Origin of the sequence: Flavobacterium shii (assembly GCF_025847235.1) — a bacterium.
Classification (GTDB): domain Bacteria; phylum Bacteroidota; class Bacteroidia; order Flavobacteriales; family Flavobacteriaceae; genus Flavobacterium; species Flavobacterium shii.
In genome coordinates this window covers 61,800-78,325 of record NZ_JAOZEW010000006.1, presented here as the reverse complement: position 1 = coordinate 78,325, position 16,526 = coordinate 61,800, and the positions used below count along the sequence as shown (strand labels likewise).

General features: G+C 35.2%; 7 protein-coding genes. All 7 read right to left on the bottom strand.

All coding sequences use genetic code 11. The features are described 5' to 3' along the window. Window positions 1-3 precede the first annotated feature (3 nt). A complete protein-coding gene (locus OIU83_RS07785) occupies window positions 4-3,099 on the bottom strand; it encodes a SusC/RagA family TonB-linked outer membrane protein (RefSeq protein ID WP_264205684.1) in 3,096 nt (1,031 codons plus the stop codon). Window positions 3,100-3,348: 249 nt separating this feature from the next. Further along, complete coding sequence (locus OIU83_RS07780) at window positions 3,349-6,009, bottom strand: glycoside hydrolase family 3 protein (protein WP_264205683.1); 2,661 nt, start codon at window positions 6,007-6,009, stop codon at window positions 3,349-3,351. A 12-nt stretch (window positions 6,010-6,021) separates the two neighbouring features. After that, complete coding sequence (locus tag OIU83_RS07775) at window positions 6,022-8,265, bottom strand: GH92 family glycosyl hydrolase (protein WP_264205682.1); 2,244 nt, start codon at window positions 8,263-8,265, stop codon at window positions 6,022-6,024. 10 nt (window positions 8,266-8,275) lie between these two features. Next, a complete protein-coding gene (locus tag OIU83_RS07770) occupies window positions 8,276-9,760 on the bottom strand; it encodes an alpha-L-fucosidase (protein ID WP_264205681.1) in 1,485 nt (494 codons plus the stop codon). A gap of 124 nt (window positions 9,761-9,884) precedes the next feature. Beyond that, window positions 9,885-12,206, bottom strand: coding sequence for a glycoside hydrolase family 20 protein (locus OIU83_RS07765; RefSeq protein WP_264205680.1), 2,322 nt, complete (start codon window positions 12,204-12,206; stop codon window positions 9,885-9,887). Between the two features lie 6 nt (window positions 12,207-12,212). Continuing rightward, window positions 12,213-15,353, bottom strand: coding sequence for a glycoside hydrolase family 2 TIM barrel-domain containing protein (locus OIU83_RS07760; RefSeq protein ID WP_264205679.1), 3,141 nt, complete (start codon window positions 15,351-15,353; stop codon window positions 12,213-12,215). 87 nt (window positions 15,354-15,440) lie between these two features. Beyond that, window positions 15,441-16,520, bottom strand: coding sequence for a putative glycoside hydrolase (locus OIU83_RS07755; protein ID WP_264205678.1), 1,080 nt, complete (start codon window positions 16,518-16,520; stop codon window positions 15,441-15,443). Window positions 16,521-16,526: the final 6 nt, after the last annotated feature.

Below are 16,526 nucleotides of genomic sequence, written 5' to 3'. Positions count from 1 at the left end.
AAATTAAAATCCAAATTTTACATTAACGCCATAATCTCTGGTCGAAGGAATATTAAACGACTCAATTCCTTGTAAGTTTCCTGTCCCTGCTCCTAGTTCCGGATCAAAGTATTTAGCTTTGTTTACGATAAAGAATAAATTCCTTCCTACTAATGAAAAATCTATACTGGCAAAACCTGAATTATGCAAATATCGTTTTGGCAAAGAATATCCAAAAACAAGTTCTCTTAATCGAATGTTTGTAGCATCATAAATAAAAGGTTCTGCTATTGGTGTTCTTTGTCCAATTTCCGACCAATATTGCTCGGCTGTTACACTTGTAGTATTTGGTCTGTATGTTCCATCTCCATTGGCTACAACACCACTAACAACAATTCCTCCTTCTCTTCCTGCCAATGTTATATCATTAACCCCAAGACCAGCTTGTCTTGCCTGTGTATAAGAGATTACTTCACCACCTATTCTCATATCAATAAGAAAGCTTAATGAGAAATCTTTGTATTTAAAATTATTCTTAAAACCTGCTGTCCAGTCTGGGTTAAAATTACCGGCAAGAACATCAAAACTATTTGTAGCCAAAGGTAAACCGGCACTATTTACAATAATTTGCCCATCGGCGGTTCTTTGAAATCCTTTAATATATAAGTCACCATATTGACCTCCTTTAACGATTTTACTTCTTACCAATCTTCCTTCGCCAAGAACAAGTTCGTCTCTGCCTTCAAAAATTGATTTAATCTCCGATTTATAAGAGGCGTAATTGGCTGTAATATCCCATGAAAAATTTTCTGTTTGAATAGGAGTTGCTGTTAGAGTAAGCTCAATACCTTTGTTTTGTACTTCTCCACCATTAACTACAGCTCTGGAATATGCCGAAGATTCCGGAGTATTGATATAGAATATCTGATCTTTTGTATTTGTTTTAAAATAGGTAAAATCTAATCCCAAACGATTTTTAAAGAACCTTACATCTGCACCAAACTCTATCGAACTGGACATCTCTGGCTTAAGATTAGGATTTGCAGCTGTAGTTTGCGAATATACCATACCTCCATTACCGCCTATATAGGATAGCTGTGAGCTTGTTAAGTAAGGATCGGTATCGTTTCCAACCTTTGCATAAGAACCTCTTAATTTTGCGAAGCTAATCACTTCCGGCAATGTAAACATATCCGAAAGCACACCCGAAAGACCTACCGAAAGATAAAAGAATGATCTATTACTAGCAGGCAATGTAGAGGACCAATCGTTTCTTGCTGTTACATCCAAAAATAAATAGTTTTTATAACCAATTTGAGAGAATCCATAAACCGAGTTTATTCTCTTTTCTGATGCTGTAGATGTCGATTGAATAGTGGACACATTAGAAAGGGAAAAAAAGTTTCTTCTGCTTAAAACACCACCCGATCCTAATGAAGAACTAGACTGTTGTAACATATTGGCTCCTGTATTAAAACTCAAAGAAAAATCTCCAAATTTCTCATTATAGGAAAGCAATACATCCGTATTAAATTCACTTACAGTTTCATAAGATTCACTATATGATCCCAAATTATTATTAAATGCTCGGGTCGCATACCTGTTTCTAACTGTTTTATTTGTCATTTGGTCCAAACCAGTTCTTCCTTGCAAGCTTAACGTTTTTGTAATATCATATTTAAGAGACGCAAACCCTATAAATCTGTTTCTTTTATCATCACGTGAATCATCGCGCAATGCAGACCAATAAGGATTCCCACCCGGAGCACCAGTTTCATCAATAAAATAATTTTGCTGTAATTGCCCTAAAGCATCTCTGTATTCAAAATCTTTATATTGGCTAAAAGGTAAACTACGTGGTAATAAATAAACCGAAGTACCTATAGATTCCTCACCGGTTCTTAATAAATTATCTATGTTCTGAATGATATAGTTTGTTTTAACATCAAGTGATAACTTATCTGTAAGTTTACTCGTCAATCTTAAGTTAAGATTATGTCTGTCCATAGCATTACCTCCTACGATACCTTCTGCCTGAGTGTTTGTATATGAAAAATAGCCTTGTGCTTTTTCATTCCCAGTGGTAATAGATAAAGTATTTGCTAATGAATATCCTGTTTTAAAAAAGTCTATTGCATTATTTGGTTGCGGACTATAGCTATAAGTTGATGGTCCTGAATAATTAGGATTACGAACAAGCTGCCATGCCGAAACCTGACTTCCATCTAGTTTTCCTCCCCAGCTAGAGCTTGAAGTCGGATTATATACACCTTGAGTTCCCTGACCATATTCATTTTGTAAATTCATCAGGTTATAAGCAGATGAAGCCATAAAATTAGATGATAATGAAATGGATGTTTTTCCGGCTGCACCAGATTTGGTCGTAATTACAATAACACCATTACTTGCTCTGGTTCCATAAAGAGCTGCCGCAGATGGACCTTTAAGTACAGTCATCGTAGCGATATCTTCTGGATTAATATTCGAAATACCGTCAGGTTGTGTCGTTCCTCCTGTATCAATATCCGGATTAGTAGTTGTCGTTCCATTACTAATAGGTACACCATCTACTACATATAAAGGTTGGTTATTTCCGGTAAGGGATCTGTTTCCTCTTAATGTAATTCTTGATGAACTTCCTACCCCATTAGAAGTTGTAGAGAAATTAAGTCCCGCTACTTTACCCGAAAGGGAATTGGCAACGTTTAATGATCTTGCTTCAGAAATTTCGGCTACATTAACATTCTGGGCAGAATAGGTAATCGCTTTTTTCTCTCTTTTAATCCCCAAAGCTGTTACTACCACCTCTCCTAATTGCTGTGTACTTGCTACCAAAGCTACATCAATGTTTGTAGATCCTGTAACAGTAACTTCCTTTGTAACAGATCCTACATAAGAAAATACTAAAACTGCTGGTTTACTTGCAATCGTAATACTATACTTGCCATCAAAATCTGTCGATGCACTGTTATTCGTTCCTTTTGCAATAACATTTGCGCCAGGAATTGGAATTCCACTTATAGCATCTGTTACCGTTCCTTTTACTGTAGTTTGAGCCTGAAGGTTTTGAAACCCGAACAGGCTAAACAAGAACAGTAATTTTAATACGTTTTGAATCATAGTTAATTTGGTTTTTGAGTTAATAACATGTTAAATTTATGGATCCATTTTATTAACTAAATCATTATTTCGACAAATGACAATTTTGAAAAGGTGTTGGTCAAACTTTAACATTATAAGAGTTTGAAACCAAAGCTTTTGTAATCAAAATCATCGTTTTTTTGCTACTAACATGATATTAATACAGCTCATTTATTAATTTACCAAACATATAACAAGCTATACACTAAAAAACCAATTATTCTATAATCAATCTACAACCCTAAAACTAACTTTTTGCAAATCGGTAGAGTTACCTCCTACCATAACTTCAAAATCACCCGGTTCTACCACTTTTTTCATTTCTCTGTTCCAAATAGCAAGATCATCAGGAGTTAATGTAAATTCTACTTGTTTTGTTTCTCCTTTTTTGATAAATATTCTTTTAAAACCTTTTAACGTTTTTAATGGTGTGGTTACGCTACTGTAAACATCATTGATATACAATTGTACTACCTCATCCCCATCATAATTACCTGTGTTTTTAACAGCTACACTTACTTTTACTTCGTCGTCGGGTTTTATTTCTTTGGTATTTAAGGTTAGATTCGAATACTCGAATGTGGTATAACTCAATCCATAGCCAAATGTGTACAACGGATTTTCGCTCTCGGATACGTACCTGTGTATTGCCGATGGTTTCTGGTTATAATAAATAGGCAATTGTCCAACCGATTTAGGAACTGTAACAGGAAGTCTTCCTGCCGGATTATAATCTCCAAATAAAACATCGGCTACAGCCTTTCCGCCTGCTTCTCCAGGGAACCAAGCTTCAATAACGGCAGGAATATTTTCACTAATCCAGTTTGTTGAAAGCGGACGCCCGTTTAACAACACACAAACTACAGGAGTTCCTGTTTGTTTAATCGCTTCGATAAGTTCTTGTTGCATACCATGTAAATCCAAAGTAGCTACATCTCTGTTTTCTTCTACCAGCTCATTCGATTCTCCTAAAACAACAATGGCAACATCTGCTTTTTTGGCAATATCAATGGCAGGTTGAAAATTCACCTTTTCCAGATTCCAACGCAAGTGTGCTCGGGCTCCCCAGCCTCCTTCCCACATTTCTATGCGAACTTTATATTTTTTTCCTGCTTCGATATTCTTTGGAGTAGTAACGATATTTGTCGCTCCTTTTGCCCAATTATCTATAACCAATTGATCATCGATCCACATTCTTATCCCATCATCGGAACTTAAACCTATCCAGCCATCAAATGATTTATCAGATTTTATATAACCTGTCCAGCGAATGGAGAAATCATCATCATTAACACCATCACCAGGAGACCAAGGCCAATCAAATTCCAACTGACTATCGATACGTGTTAAAGCAGGATTCCCTTCTAAATTTCGGTTATTGAAATATTCCCCTTTTAATCCATTTTTAGATTCATCGGGCGTGAATAAAAATTTTGTTGGAATAACCTGTCCTATAACTATTAATGGCACACCTTCTTCATAAAGCACATTTGTTTTTGTACCAACAACTTGCTTAACACCTTCTAGAACAGTAGTTCCAACTTTATTTTTTACCGAATATCCTCCTAATCTCGAAGCATTGGCATTTGGACCAATAACTGCAATTGTTTTGATATCCTTATTTAAGGGTAAAGCATTGTTTTCGTTTTTTAATAAAACAATCGATTTACGACCGGCTTCTAATGCCAAATCCTGATTTTCCTTAGAATGGAAACGCTCTTTTATCAAATTTTTATCTGTGTATGGATTCTCGAATAAGCCTAACAAAAACTTAAGCCTTAAAACTCCACCTGCAGCACGGTCGATATCTTCTGTTTTTAATTTTTTCTCATTAACAAGATCAATTACTGTTTGTTGCCAAAACTCATTTGTAAAATCATAAAACTGCATGTCAACACCTGCAGAAACTGCTTGTCTGATACTTTCTTTTGGAGAGTCTGCAACGTAATGTGTTACCTGAAGATATTTAATAGCGCCCAAATCTGAAACTACAATTCCTTTATACCCCCATTCATTTCTAAGTACGTCTGTTAATAACCAATGATTTGCGGCACAAGGAATACCATCCAGTTCAGAATAAGCACACATGGTTCCTAATGCGCCTCCTTTTTTAAATGCTTTTTCAAATGATGGTAAGAAATCTTCCCGTGCCGAGCGTTCTCCTACAAGTACAGGCGATGAGTTTCCTCCTGCTTGCGGAATACCGTGTACAGCAAAATGCTTTGGTTCGGCAATAATAGAACGGTCGGAAACCAAGCTCTCCCCTTGCATTCCTTTTATCATCGCAACTCCGATTTCTCCAACCAGATATACATCTTCTCCAAATGTCTCGGCAACTCTTCCCCAACGTGGTTCACGACCTACATCAAGATTAGGTCCTAAACCAAAATGAACGCCATGAGCTCTGGCTTCGGTACCTATTGCCTGTCCAACTCTACCCATAAGATTGGTATCCCACGTAGCTCCTAAACCAATACTCATAGGAAAAGCAGTGCTTCCTTCATCAAGGTAACCATGCAACATCTCGCACATAATAAGTGCTGGAATGCCCCACCTGCTTTTTTTAACAACATCACTCTGAAGATCATTAATCATTTTTGCCGAACGAGGATAGATATCATGAATAGCGCCTATTCCCAAAGTTCCAATTTTAGCATCTGCCTTAGTTTTAGAAAAATCTTCTTTATCCTTAAAGTATTCCCCTTTATACATATCCATTTGGCGTACTTTTTCTTCCAGACTCATTCTCCCCAGCAAGTCTTTTACTCTGTCTTCAACCGGTAATTTGGGATTTTGATAAGGATATTTCTTTTGCGTAAAGCCCAGATTAAAGAAACCTAAAGTCATTAGTACAATTATGGCTGCTTTTTTCATTCTTAATCGTATCATAAGTATGTGTTTTTAATTTTGAATCACTTTTAATGTTGTTCCATTTACCAACGCATCATGAGAGATAAAAAAACTATCATGCGTTTTCCCGTTTAATTGGATTTTCTTTATTTTACCATCATTATTAACTTCCCGTTCAATGACAATACTTTTATTTTTATAATATTTAGAATCCAATTGAATCGTTATTTTATCAAACATTGGCGTTGTAATCGTATAAACAGGATCTCCCGGAGATATGGGATATATCCCCATCATAGCATAAACTAGCCATGCCGACATCGTTCCTGTATCATCATTTCCAGGTAATCCGTCCGGTTTATTTTGGAAGTATTCCTTAACTAATTTCTTAACCAGTTCCTGACTTTTCCATTCGTCGTCTTTTATATAATTAAACAAAAAAGGATAGGCAATATCTGGCTCATTTGCCATATCAAACTGCTTGATGTCGAATACTTTTTGTAATTGATTTGCAAAAGGTTTATCTCCACCCATTAATTTTATAAGTCCTTTCATATCATGTGGTACCATAAAAGCATATTGCCATGCATTACCCTCAATAAAACCAACGTTTTCTTCAAAGTTTGCTCCCGATGCAGGATCAAATGGTTCGTACCATTTCTCATCGGAGGTTCTTGGACGAAGCAATTTTAAGTTTTTATCAAATAATTTTCGGTAGGAAAGCGAGCGGTTTTTAAAACGTAAATAGTCTTCTTTTTTGCCCAAAGCTTTCGCCAAAAGTGAAATAGAATAATCGGATGCATTGTATTCTTGCGTTGTAGAAACTGGTCCTCTGTCTTTGGTCGTTAAAAAACCTTTTTCAATGTAATCCTGAAGTCCGGGACGCAACGGATTATCCTCTATTTGATCGGCACCTTTCAGCATCGCTCTATATGCTTTTTGTACATCAAAATCCCGAATCCCTTTTAAGTACGTATCTGCAATAACAATACTGGCAGGATCTCCAACCATTGTGAATGTTTCTGTAGAATTTAATTCCCATTTTGGCAACCAACCATTTTCATCATACATCTCCAACATACTTTTAACCATATTCGATTGCTGCTCCGGATAAGTCAGGGACATTAACTGATGTAAATTCCTATAGGTATCCCAAAGCGAGAATACAGTGTAGCGTGTTCCTGTAGTTTTACCTATTTTCCCTGTTTTTATTTCAGGATATTCACCATTAAAATCATTTAAGGTATTAGGATGAATCAGGGTATGATACAAAGCAGTATAAAAAATGATTTTATCTTCTTTTGAACCTCCTTCAACACTAATTTTGGAAAGCACATCATTCCATTGTTTGTATGTTTCATCATAAACAGCATCAAATGATTTATTTCCAGTTTCTTTTTCCAGATTTTCACGGGCATTTTCGATACTCACATACGAAACTCCGATTTTAACCTCTACAGTTTCTGTTTTCTCAAATTTATAAGTGAAATAAGTTCCGATGCTATCCCCTACAACCATCTTGGTCGTATTATCCATCATTCTTGTTTTCCCGTTATAATTCATCCATTGCGCTTCGACACCGCTATATTTTGATGGCTTTTTCCAAACTCCAAATTGATCCGCCGGTTTTGAAAATTTGGCAACAAAATATATCGGGTAAGCTGCTTCCGGACTATTGTAACAAAATGAACCTACAGAACGTATCCCTTCAATCTCGGTAGAAGACACTATTTTTACCATAGCTCCCTCTTCATTGGTTAAGCCTAAACCAAGATTTAATAAAATATTAGATTGCCCTTTGGGAAAAGTCAACCTGCTTACACCAACTCTTTTGGATGCTGTAAACTCTGCTTTAACATTATACTTATCAATGTTTGTACTATAATAACCTGCTCTTGCAACTTCGTTTCTGTAAGTCGAACCATATTTTAAATGATTTGTTTCTACAGTTCCTGTTGTTGGCATGAGTAGTATCACACCCAATTCCGGACAACCTACACCACTTAAATTTACCTGACTAAACCCTGTTAGAAATTTATTCTCATTTACATACGGATTCGACAACCAGCGACTGTCTTTTTCTAATGGTAAATTTTGAGAACCCGCTACATTAAACGGGCTTACACTTGCCATTCCTCTAGGTGCAATGGGACCAGGAAAAGTAGCACCATAATTGGAAGTTCCTATAAATGGATTTACATAATCTGCCGGTTGTTGTGCAAAAATAGTTAAGCTAAAAAACAGCATGTAAAAAAAACATGCTGTTCCTATTGTTATCCTTTTATTAAAAATCATAGTTAATTTTCTATCTGTTAATCGCTTCAATTTTTAATGTCCAGGCTTCTTTTGATGGTAAATTATTTCTTAAACTTTCCGGAATTATAACTTTAAAACCTTTATCTAGTTTTGTCCATTTCAATTGTGTTTTAGAACCCAGCATTGTAATTTTAGTTCCTTTTTTAGGACTAATAGATTTTACAACAACTTCTGATGGGATTTTGTCCTCTCCCTTTTTAGCCAAATAAAACAGGAAAACATTCCCCACTTTATTTTGAGTCATACAAATATTATCTTCTTTAAAAGGCGCTATAGGTTTTGTGTTATAAATAGCAGTACTATTTACTTTCATCCATGCTCCAAATTGTGCCAATAAATCGTAAGCGCCTTGTTGCCATTCTCCCTCTGGGCTTGGTGCAACGTTCAATAATAAATTCCCTCCTTTGGCAACAACATCTACAAGCATATGAATACCTTCTCTGCCAGTCATGTATTTGGCATCCGGAGTATAAGACCATCCTCCTCCCGAAGTAATGCAGGATTCCCAAGGATAAGGCAATGTTTTTTCGGGAATACGGTTTTCCGGAGTTAAATAATTTTGATTTTTCCCATGAACTGCACGATCTACAACAATTAATCCCGGTTGTTTCTGGCGTGCTTCGACAACCAGTTCATCCATTTTAACATCCTGATCAACTATTCGGTGTTTTATAAATCCATTTCCGGATTCGTTCTCTGCAAACTTCTCTGCATAATTTTCTTTTATATTTTCCTTATCGCTTTTTTTAACCCAGCCTCCATCAAGCCATAAAATATCGACTTTACCATAGTCTGTCAATAACTCCAAAATTTGGTTGTGCGTAAAATCAACATATTTTTTCCATTTTTCAGGATAAAGAGCCGGATCATAATTTACATTTCTGTCAAAAGGAGGGAAATATGGATCCCAGTAATTTTCATTGTGCCAATCTGGCTTAGAGAAATAAGCTCCAATCGATAAATTTTCTTTTCTAAAAGCATCAAAAACTTCTTTGGTAATATTTGCTTTCGGATTACTACTAAAAGCACATCCTTTATCTGTTACTTTATAATCGCTGTATTTGGTGTCAAACATAGAAAATCCATCATGGTGTTTTGTTGTAAAAACCATATATTTCATCCCTGCATCTTTCGCCGCTTTTGCCCATTTAGCAGGATCAAACTTAACTGGATTGAATGTTTTTTTAAGACCTTCATAATCCTTTACATATTGATTATAATTGGCAGGATTACTTCCTTTTTTACGCTCACACCATCCATAATCTTCCGGACATATCGACCAGGATTCTACAATTCCCCATTCGCTGTAAGTACCCCAATGCATTAACAATCCAAACTTTTTTCCTTGCCATTCGTCCAGGTTTTTCAATACCAATGGATCTGTTTCCGGTACATAACGTTCCTCCTCATAAATGGCCTGAGAAAACATTTGAACTGAAAATAAAATTGCGATTATAAATAGTCCTCTTTTCATTTTTATTCTATTTTATGGTTTTGTTTTTGGTTATAATTTGAAAAAAATCGGTTCCGAGAGCTTTGTCAAAGCTGCTGCTAAAAATCTATGTCTATATATGTTATAAAAATTGCATCAAAGGGATTTAATTAACTAAAATTTCATCTGCAAATAACCAGGAATCTTCCCCTTTTGGGCTTTTCTTTAAGTTGGTTGCTATTACTTTTACAAATCGGGCATTGCGACTCTCAAAATTGATTTTGAAATCTTTCAGCTCCGAATTTGGATTTACAGCAAATGGACGATCTACTTTTCCAACTTCACTATAATTGCTACCATCTTTAGACACTAAAACTTTTATTTGTGTTGGAAAGAAAACTCCGGAACCCTGACTTTCCAGCGTACCAATGATTACTTGCTTTATGCTTTCTTCTTTTTCAAGATCAATAACAATTTCCATGTCATTAACTAGCCAAGCCTGCCATTGCCCATCGTGAAAATTTTTCGACCCTCTAATAGCATTTACCATCCCAAAAGGTCCATCTCCTTTATAATTTTCATTATAAGCCGTTAGGTAGTTTACCTTATGTCCTACTGCTTTATGAAATATAATAGTATCAGTAAATGTTCTTCCTACGGGTTTATCATTTTGGAAAAGAGATGCTTTTAAAATAGTTGTCTCTTTAAACTCAAGAGGATTTGTATATTTTACAGCATTTTGGTCGATGCTTCTATTCCCCAAAACATACCGAATATCTGGATTTGGAAATTCATTTTTTAAAGTAACATTAATTTGTTTTTTGACTAAATCGGCTGTTGAAAATGCAGTCACCAAATAAGCACTTTTTGCATAGTTAATGCCTAGATAATCGTATCGTTTTAATAGAGAAGTTAACCTCATTGTAAAATCATTCCAATCGCGACTTTCTTTGGTACTCCATAATGTCTCGGATAAAGCCGCCAGTCTAGGGAAAATCATATATTCCGAATCTTTTGGACCTACTAAATGTTCAGACCATAAATTAGCCTGACCTCCTAATACGTGATTTGCTTGCTCAGTTGTCATCGTGGGTACGACAGGATCAAACTCATATACTTTGCTTAGCGGTATATAAGCATCAAAAGCCAAAGGTTCTTCGTTTTGAGGACCTTGGTAAAAATTAAAATAACAATGCGATTCTGGCGTCATAATAACATCATGTCCTTGTTCTGTAGCTTCGATTCCTCCTTTTGTTCCTCTCCAGCTCATTACTGTTGCTTCGGGAGCAAGACCTCCTTCTAGTATCTCATCCCATCCAATTAGTCTTTTCCCCTTTGAATTGATGTATTTCTCCATTCTTTTTACAAAATAACTCTGTAATTCATGGACATCTTTTAATCCTTCGTCTTTGATTCTTTTTTGGCAAAGCGGACATTTTTCCCAATTGGTTTTCGTTGCCTCATCTCCTCCAATATGAATATATTTAGAAGGAAATACTGCTATAACCTCATCAATTACATTTTGCAAAAACTCAAATGTAGATTCTTTTCCTGCACAATAAATATCCGTAATAGGCCATAATCCGCCAGATGGAACACCTATACGCTGGTTAAAACAAGCCAACTCGGGATAAGATGCAATGGCAGAACTCACGTGTGCCGGCATTTCAATTTCCGGAATAATCTCTATGTTTTTGCTTGCAGCATATTTTACAATTTCTTTTAATTCTTTTTGAGTCAAAAATCCTCCGTAAGTACCTTTTTCATCAGGATTTACAGCAAGTCTTGCGTTCCAGCTTCTGTTTTCCTGATCGACTCTCCAGGCACCAACTTCGGTTAATTTTGGGTATTTTTTAATTTCCATTCTCCACCCCTGATCATCGACCAAATGCAAATGCAAGACATTCATTTTAAGCATTGCCAAACGGTCTATCATTTCTGTCACATACTTTTTATCAAAAAAATGACGTGATAAATCCAGCATTAATCCCCTCCATTGAAAACGAGGTTCATCATTGATCGTTACATTAGGAATTTCCCACTTTACATTGGCAACTCTATTTTTGCTCTCAATAGCTTCCGGAAGTAATTGTCGAATACTTTCCAGTGCATAAATAAAACCCGCATTTCCCTGAGCAGTAATTGTTATGTTTTTAGTATTTACATCTAATGTATATGCTTCTTTACTCAGGTTTTTATCTACCTTAAATTGAATAAAATTGTGCTGCGGAATCTTAGTTGAAATTTCAGGTTTAAATCCTGCTGCTTTTTCAAATTTACGGATTATGGCTTCGGATATTTCTTTTTGAAATTCGGTATTTGCAACATACCTCGTCTTACCCGAAAATTCAAATACCCCTTTATTTATAACCACCTTTACGGGCTTTGGAATAATCTGAATATCCTTTTCTGTGTATATTTTTTGGCTATAGCCCGAACTTAAAACTGCTAGAAAAAGTATGACAAGAAATGATTTTAATATCCTCATAATATGTTATTTTAAAGATGGTGTTATTTTAAATTGATACTGATACGTTTTGTCCCTAAACAAGTATTTCTCCATTGGCCAGGCTTGCCAGCTATCAATACCTCCAACTCCCATTTGTTTGTAATCAATTTTTAAACTTGTTAAGTCTCTTTCTTTCAATTCGGCAGCATGTCTTTGGTCTTTTTCAAGTCCGTCGTCCAAATCTTCATTGAGATAATGCAAAGCAGTTGTACTCAATAACTCATCTGATTTTACTGTTATTTTCAATTTATCATTTGATAATTCCAACCAGCGAACATCTGTTTTATTTCCTGTTTCCTGCGGACGGATATAAGGATAATATTGCTCTGAGACTGTTTGGTTATAAATTCCAACCTGAGAACTATAATTTCTATCAATATAATTTTCATGAGGTCCTCTGCCGTAATAACTCAAACTGCTAAAATCTTTAGGCAAAACCATCTCCATACCAAACCTTGGTAACATTGGTATTTCTTTGGTTTTATCAATATTCAATTGCTCTTTTACACTTAATTCTCCATTGCTGTTTATCTCATAATTCAATATTAACTCCGATGAAACCTGAGGTAAACTATACGTTGCTGTTACCAAAATTTTATTGTCTTTGGCTACCAAATAATTCCAGCTTACAAGTTTTGGATTCTCTGTAGCTTCTTTCCACGATACCAATTTTTGTTGAAATCCTGCTCCAAAATCATTGTCATTTGGTGCTCTCCAAAAATTAGGACGCAATTGATAACCGTCTTTTAAAATAGGTTGTTTATCGAATGTATACCCATTTATAAATCCTGTTTTTTTATCAAATGCTATTTCGGCTTTATCACTTTTAAATACAGTGCAGTTCTCCTTTTTTTCAATAATAATTTTTAATGCGCCAGCTACTTTTATATCATTCTTCCACGTTCCTTTAAGTGCAAGTTGATCTGTTGCAATTTCAAAACCATGCGGCAAAAACGGTTCGTCCTGTTTTATATGGTAAGTCACAGTAATAAAAGCTTCTTCAAACTTTTTCCCTTCCAGATTAACCGGTAGTTTATAGGATTTATATTCGTTAGGATTTATATCTAGATTATCAATAACTCCACTTTCATCTTCTTTTCCGTCTAAGATTAATTTCCAATGCAAACTAACATTGCTTAAATCTTTAAAGCTAAATTCATTGTAAATTTTAATTGTTGCTGTTGCTTGATTATCCCAGGAAGTATGAATATTTTGATACACATTTCGCATTTCAAAAGCATGCGGATTTGGTTTTCTTTCTACAGTAAATACGCCGTTATTTACAAAGTTATTATCGCTTTTAACCCCTTTTGGTCCAAAATCTCCTCCATAAGCAAGAATAACAGTTCCATCTGGCTGCGTTTTATAAATCGATTGGTCGATCATATCCCAGATAAAGCCTCCCTGAAAGTTGGGATGCTTCCTGATTACATCCCAATAATCTTTAAAATTCCCCATTGAATTTCCCATTGCATGCGCATATTCACATTGAATATAGGGACGACCCGGATTAGGATTTGCCACAATGTATTCTTCCATTTTATTTGGCGAACTATACATTGGGTCTATAATATCCGAATCCCATTCAAACTTTAAATCTTTTCCATCCCAAGCCCCCGCAGTCGCTCTTTCGTACTGGATAGGTCTTGATTTATCACGGTTTTTTATCCATAAATAACCTCTGTAAAAATTATAGCCATTGCCCGCCTCATTTCCCATACTCCAGATGATAATAGAAGTATGGTTTTTATCTCTTTCGATCATACGCTGCATACGTTGCAAGTGTGCCAACTCCCAATCGGGTTTATTACCCAGCGTTTTGGTAATATCATAACCCATTCCGTGTGATTCTATATTGGCTTCATCAACTACATAAATTCCATATTTATCGCATAACTCATAAAAATATTCATCGTTGGGATAATGTGACATTCTCACCGCATTGATATTAAATTCTTTCATGACTTTAATATCTTGTTCCATACGTTCTCTCGAAATTGTTTGTCCCGTTACAGGATCAACTTCATGACGGTTTACTCCTTTTATGTAAATCGCTTTTCCATTTACTAATAGTTGACCACCTTTAATTTCTACTTTTCTAAAACCAATATTCTGATTGATAACCTCAACAATATTTCCTTTTTTATCCTTTAAAAGAAAACTTATTTGGTATAAATTCGGAATTTCGGCACTCCATTTTTTTGGATTATTTACAGCGAAATCAAAAGTTTGTTTGCTTGAAGATGCATTAATAGTTTTTGTAGCAATAACAGTTTCTCCATCTTTAAGCAGAACATCTAAAGTATAGTTCTCTTTTTTATCTAAATCGGAGAATTCTGTTGAAATTTTTAAAGTTCCGTTTACATAAGAAGCATCCAGATCCGGAATGATTTCATAATCTCTTAAGTGTGCTTTATTTCTTGCAACCAAGTACGAATCTCTGGTAATACCACTCATTCTCCACATATCCTGACATTCCAGATACGAACCGTCACTCCATTTCATAACTTTTAAAACGATGCTGTTTTTACCTGTTTTTACATACTTATTGAGATTAAATTCCGAAGGTAATTTCCCGTCCTCGCCATAACCTACATAAACACCATTTACCCAAACCGTAAGATTTGATTTTGCGGTACCCACATGGAGATAAATATCTTTCCCTTCCCAGGATTTGTCAATCGTAATTTCTCTTCTGTAAACTCCCGTAGGATTATAATTTGTAGGGACAAACGGTGGATTTGGCGTCATTAAATAATCAAAATCATAACTCGTATTTACATAAACAGGATATCCATAACCGTTTACATCCCAATTGGCAGGGATCTTAAAATTATCCCAAGCCGTATCGTTAAAACTACTTTTTTCAAATTCCTTTGGTAAATCATTCGGACTATTTACATATTTAAATTTCCATTTTCCGTTTAAATCCAAATAATTTTTAGATAGTCTCCATTCGTTTTTGGCTGCCAATGACTCATTCTCAAAAACGTAATAGGAAGCGTGCATAGGCTCCCTATTTTCTTCATTGATTTTTTCATTTTGCCAAAAAGGAGCACTTTCCTGCGCTTTAACAGATAGTATTGAAGTAATTATAAATGTTATTATGAATACTATTTTTTTCATTCGTTTATTTATTATTTTTCCTGAGACATTTTAAATTTAGAATCTTATATTCTGTACTTTTTCAGTTGAAAACCTTAAAACCTAATATTATTTAAAACTGGCCTTTGTTGCTGCAATGGTTTTTAAATTACTATCCGACAAAGCATTTCCATCAAAGAATGAAACTCCTGTGGCACCGTTCTCTTTTGCTAATACAATAGCTTCTTTTAGTTCCTTATCCGATTTTAATCCCGGAATATAAATACCAGTATTTATTTTTGTTTTTTTGCCTTCAAGATCCGTTACGCCTTGTTTAGTAGCATAACCAACCCAATCAATTTCTTCATCATAAAAACTATTATAAATCATAGGATATACTTCATCAATATTCCATTTATCCCAACGTTGGCGCACCATGTGATCTGCCATTTCTGGATAAGGAAACACTGCTGCAGTTAAGTTTTTATTGTACTTATGGGCAATTTTATAGGCATCATCAACAACAGCTTTTATAGCATTTAATCTAAAGTTTTTCCACTCCATATCAATAGACGTATTGTGGCTGTTTTTTGGATTTTTATGATGGATTTTTTCAAATGCTTTTGTGCATTCATCACAGTAGCAAAAATCAAACTGAGGTAGCTCTTCATCCTGAACCAAATTATATTTAGGAAGTAAACTTATTGGCAAAAAAATATCCGGAAAACGAATGTAATCTAAGTGTACACTTTCGATTCCATCTACTTTTGCCAATTCTTCGACTAAACCTAATACGTGTTCTCTGGACTCTTTTCTTGTTGGACATAACCATTGGTAATAATCCACATACGGGCGATTATCAAAACAAGACTTTCCATCTTTGCTCACCATATACCAATCCGGATGTTGAAGCGCAATTGAATCTCCTGGTCTGTTCATTGCCATAATCCAGGCATGTACTTTCAAGCCTTCTTTTGTTGCCAATGGCACTAATCTTTTTAAAAGTTTTGGATCTGTTTTCGTATTGATTAATACTTCATCGATCCCTCCGTCCTTGTATTTTTTAAATTCTTTTGAGTAATCCGCATCCGATTTCTTGGCATCGGCGGTCGTCCATACTCCAAATTTAAAAGTGGTTTGTTCTTCTTTTTTAGCACATGAAAAAATACTAAATGCCAATAAAAAAAGTAATAGTTTTGGTAGTTTCATAGTGGT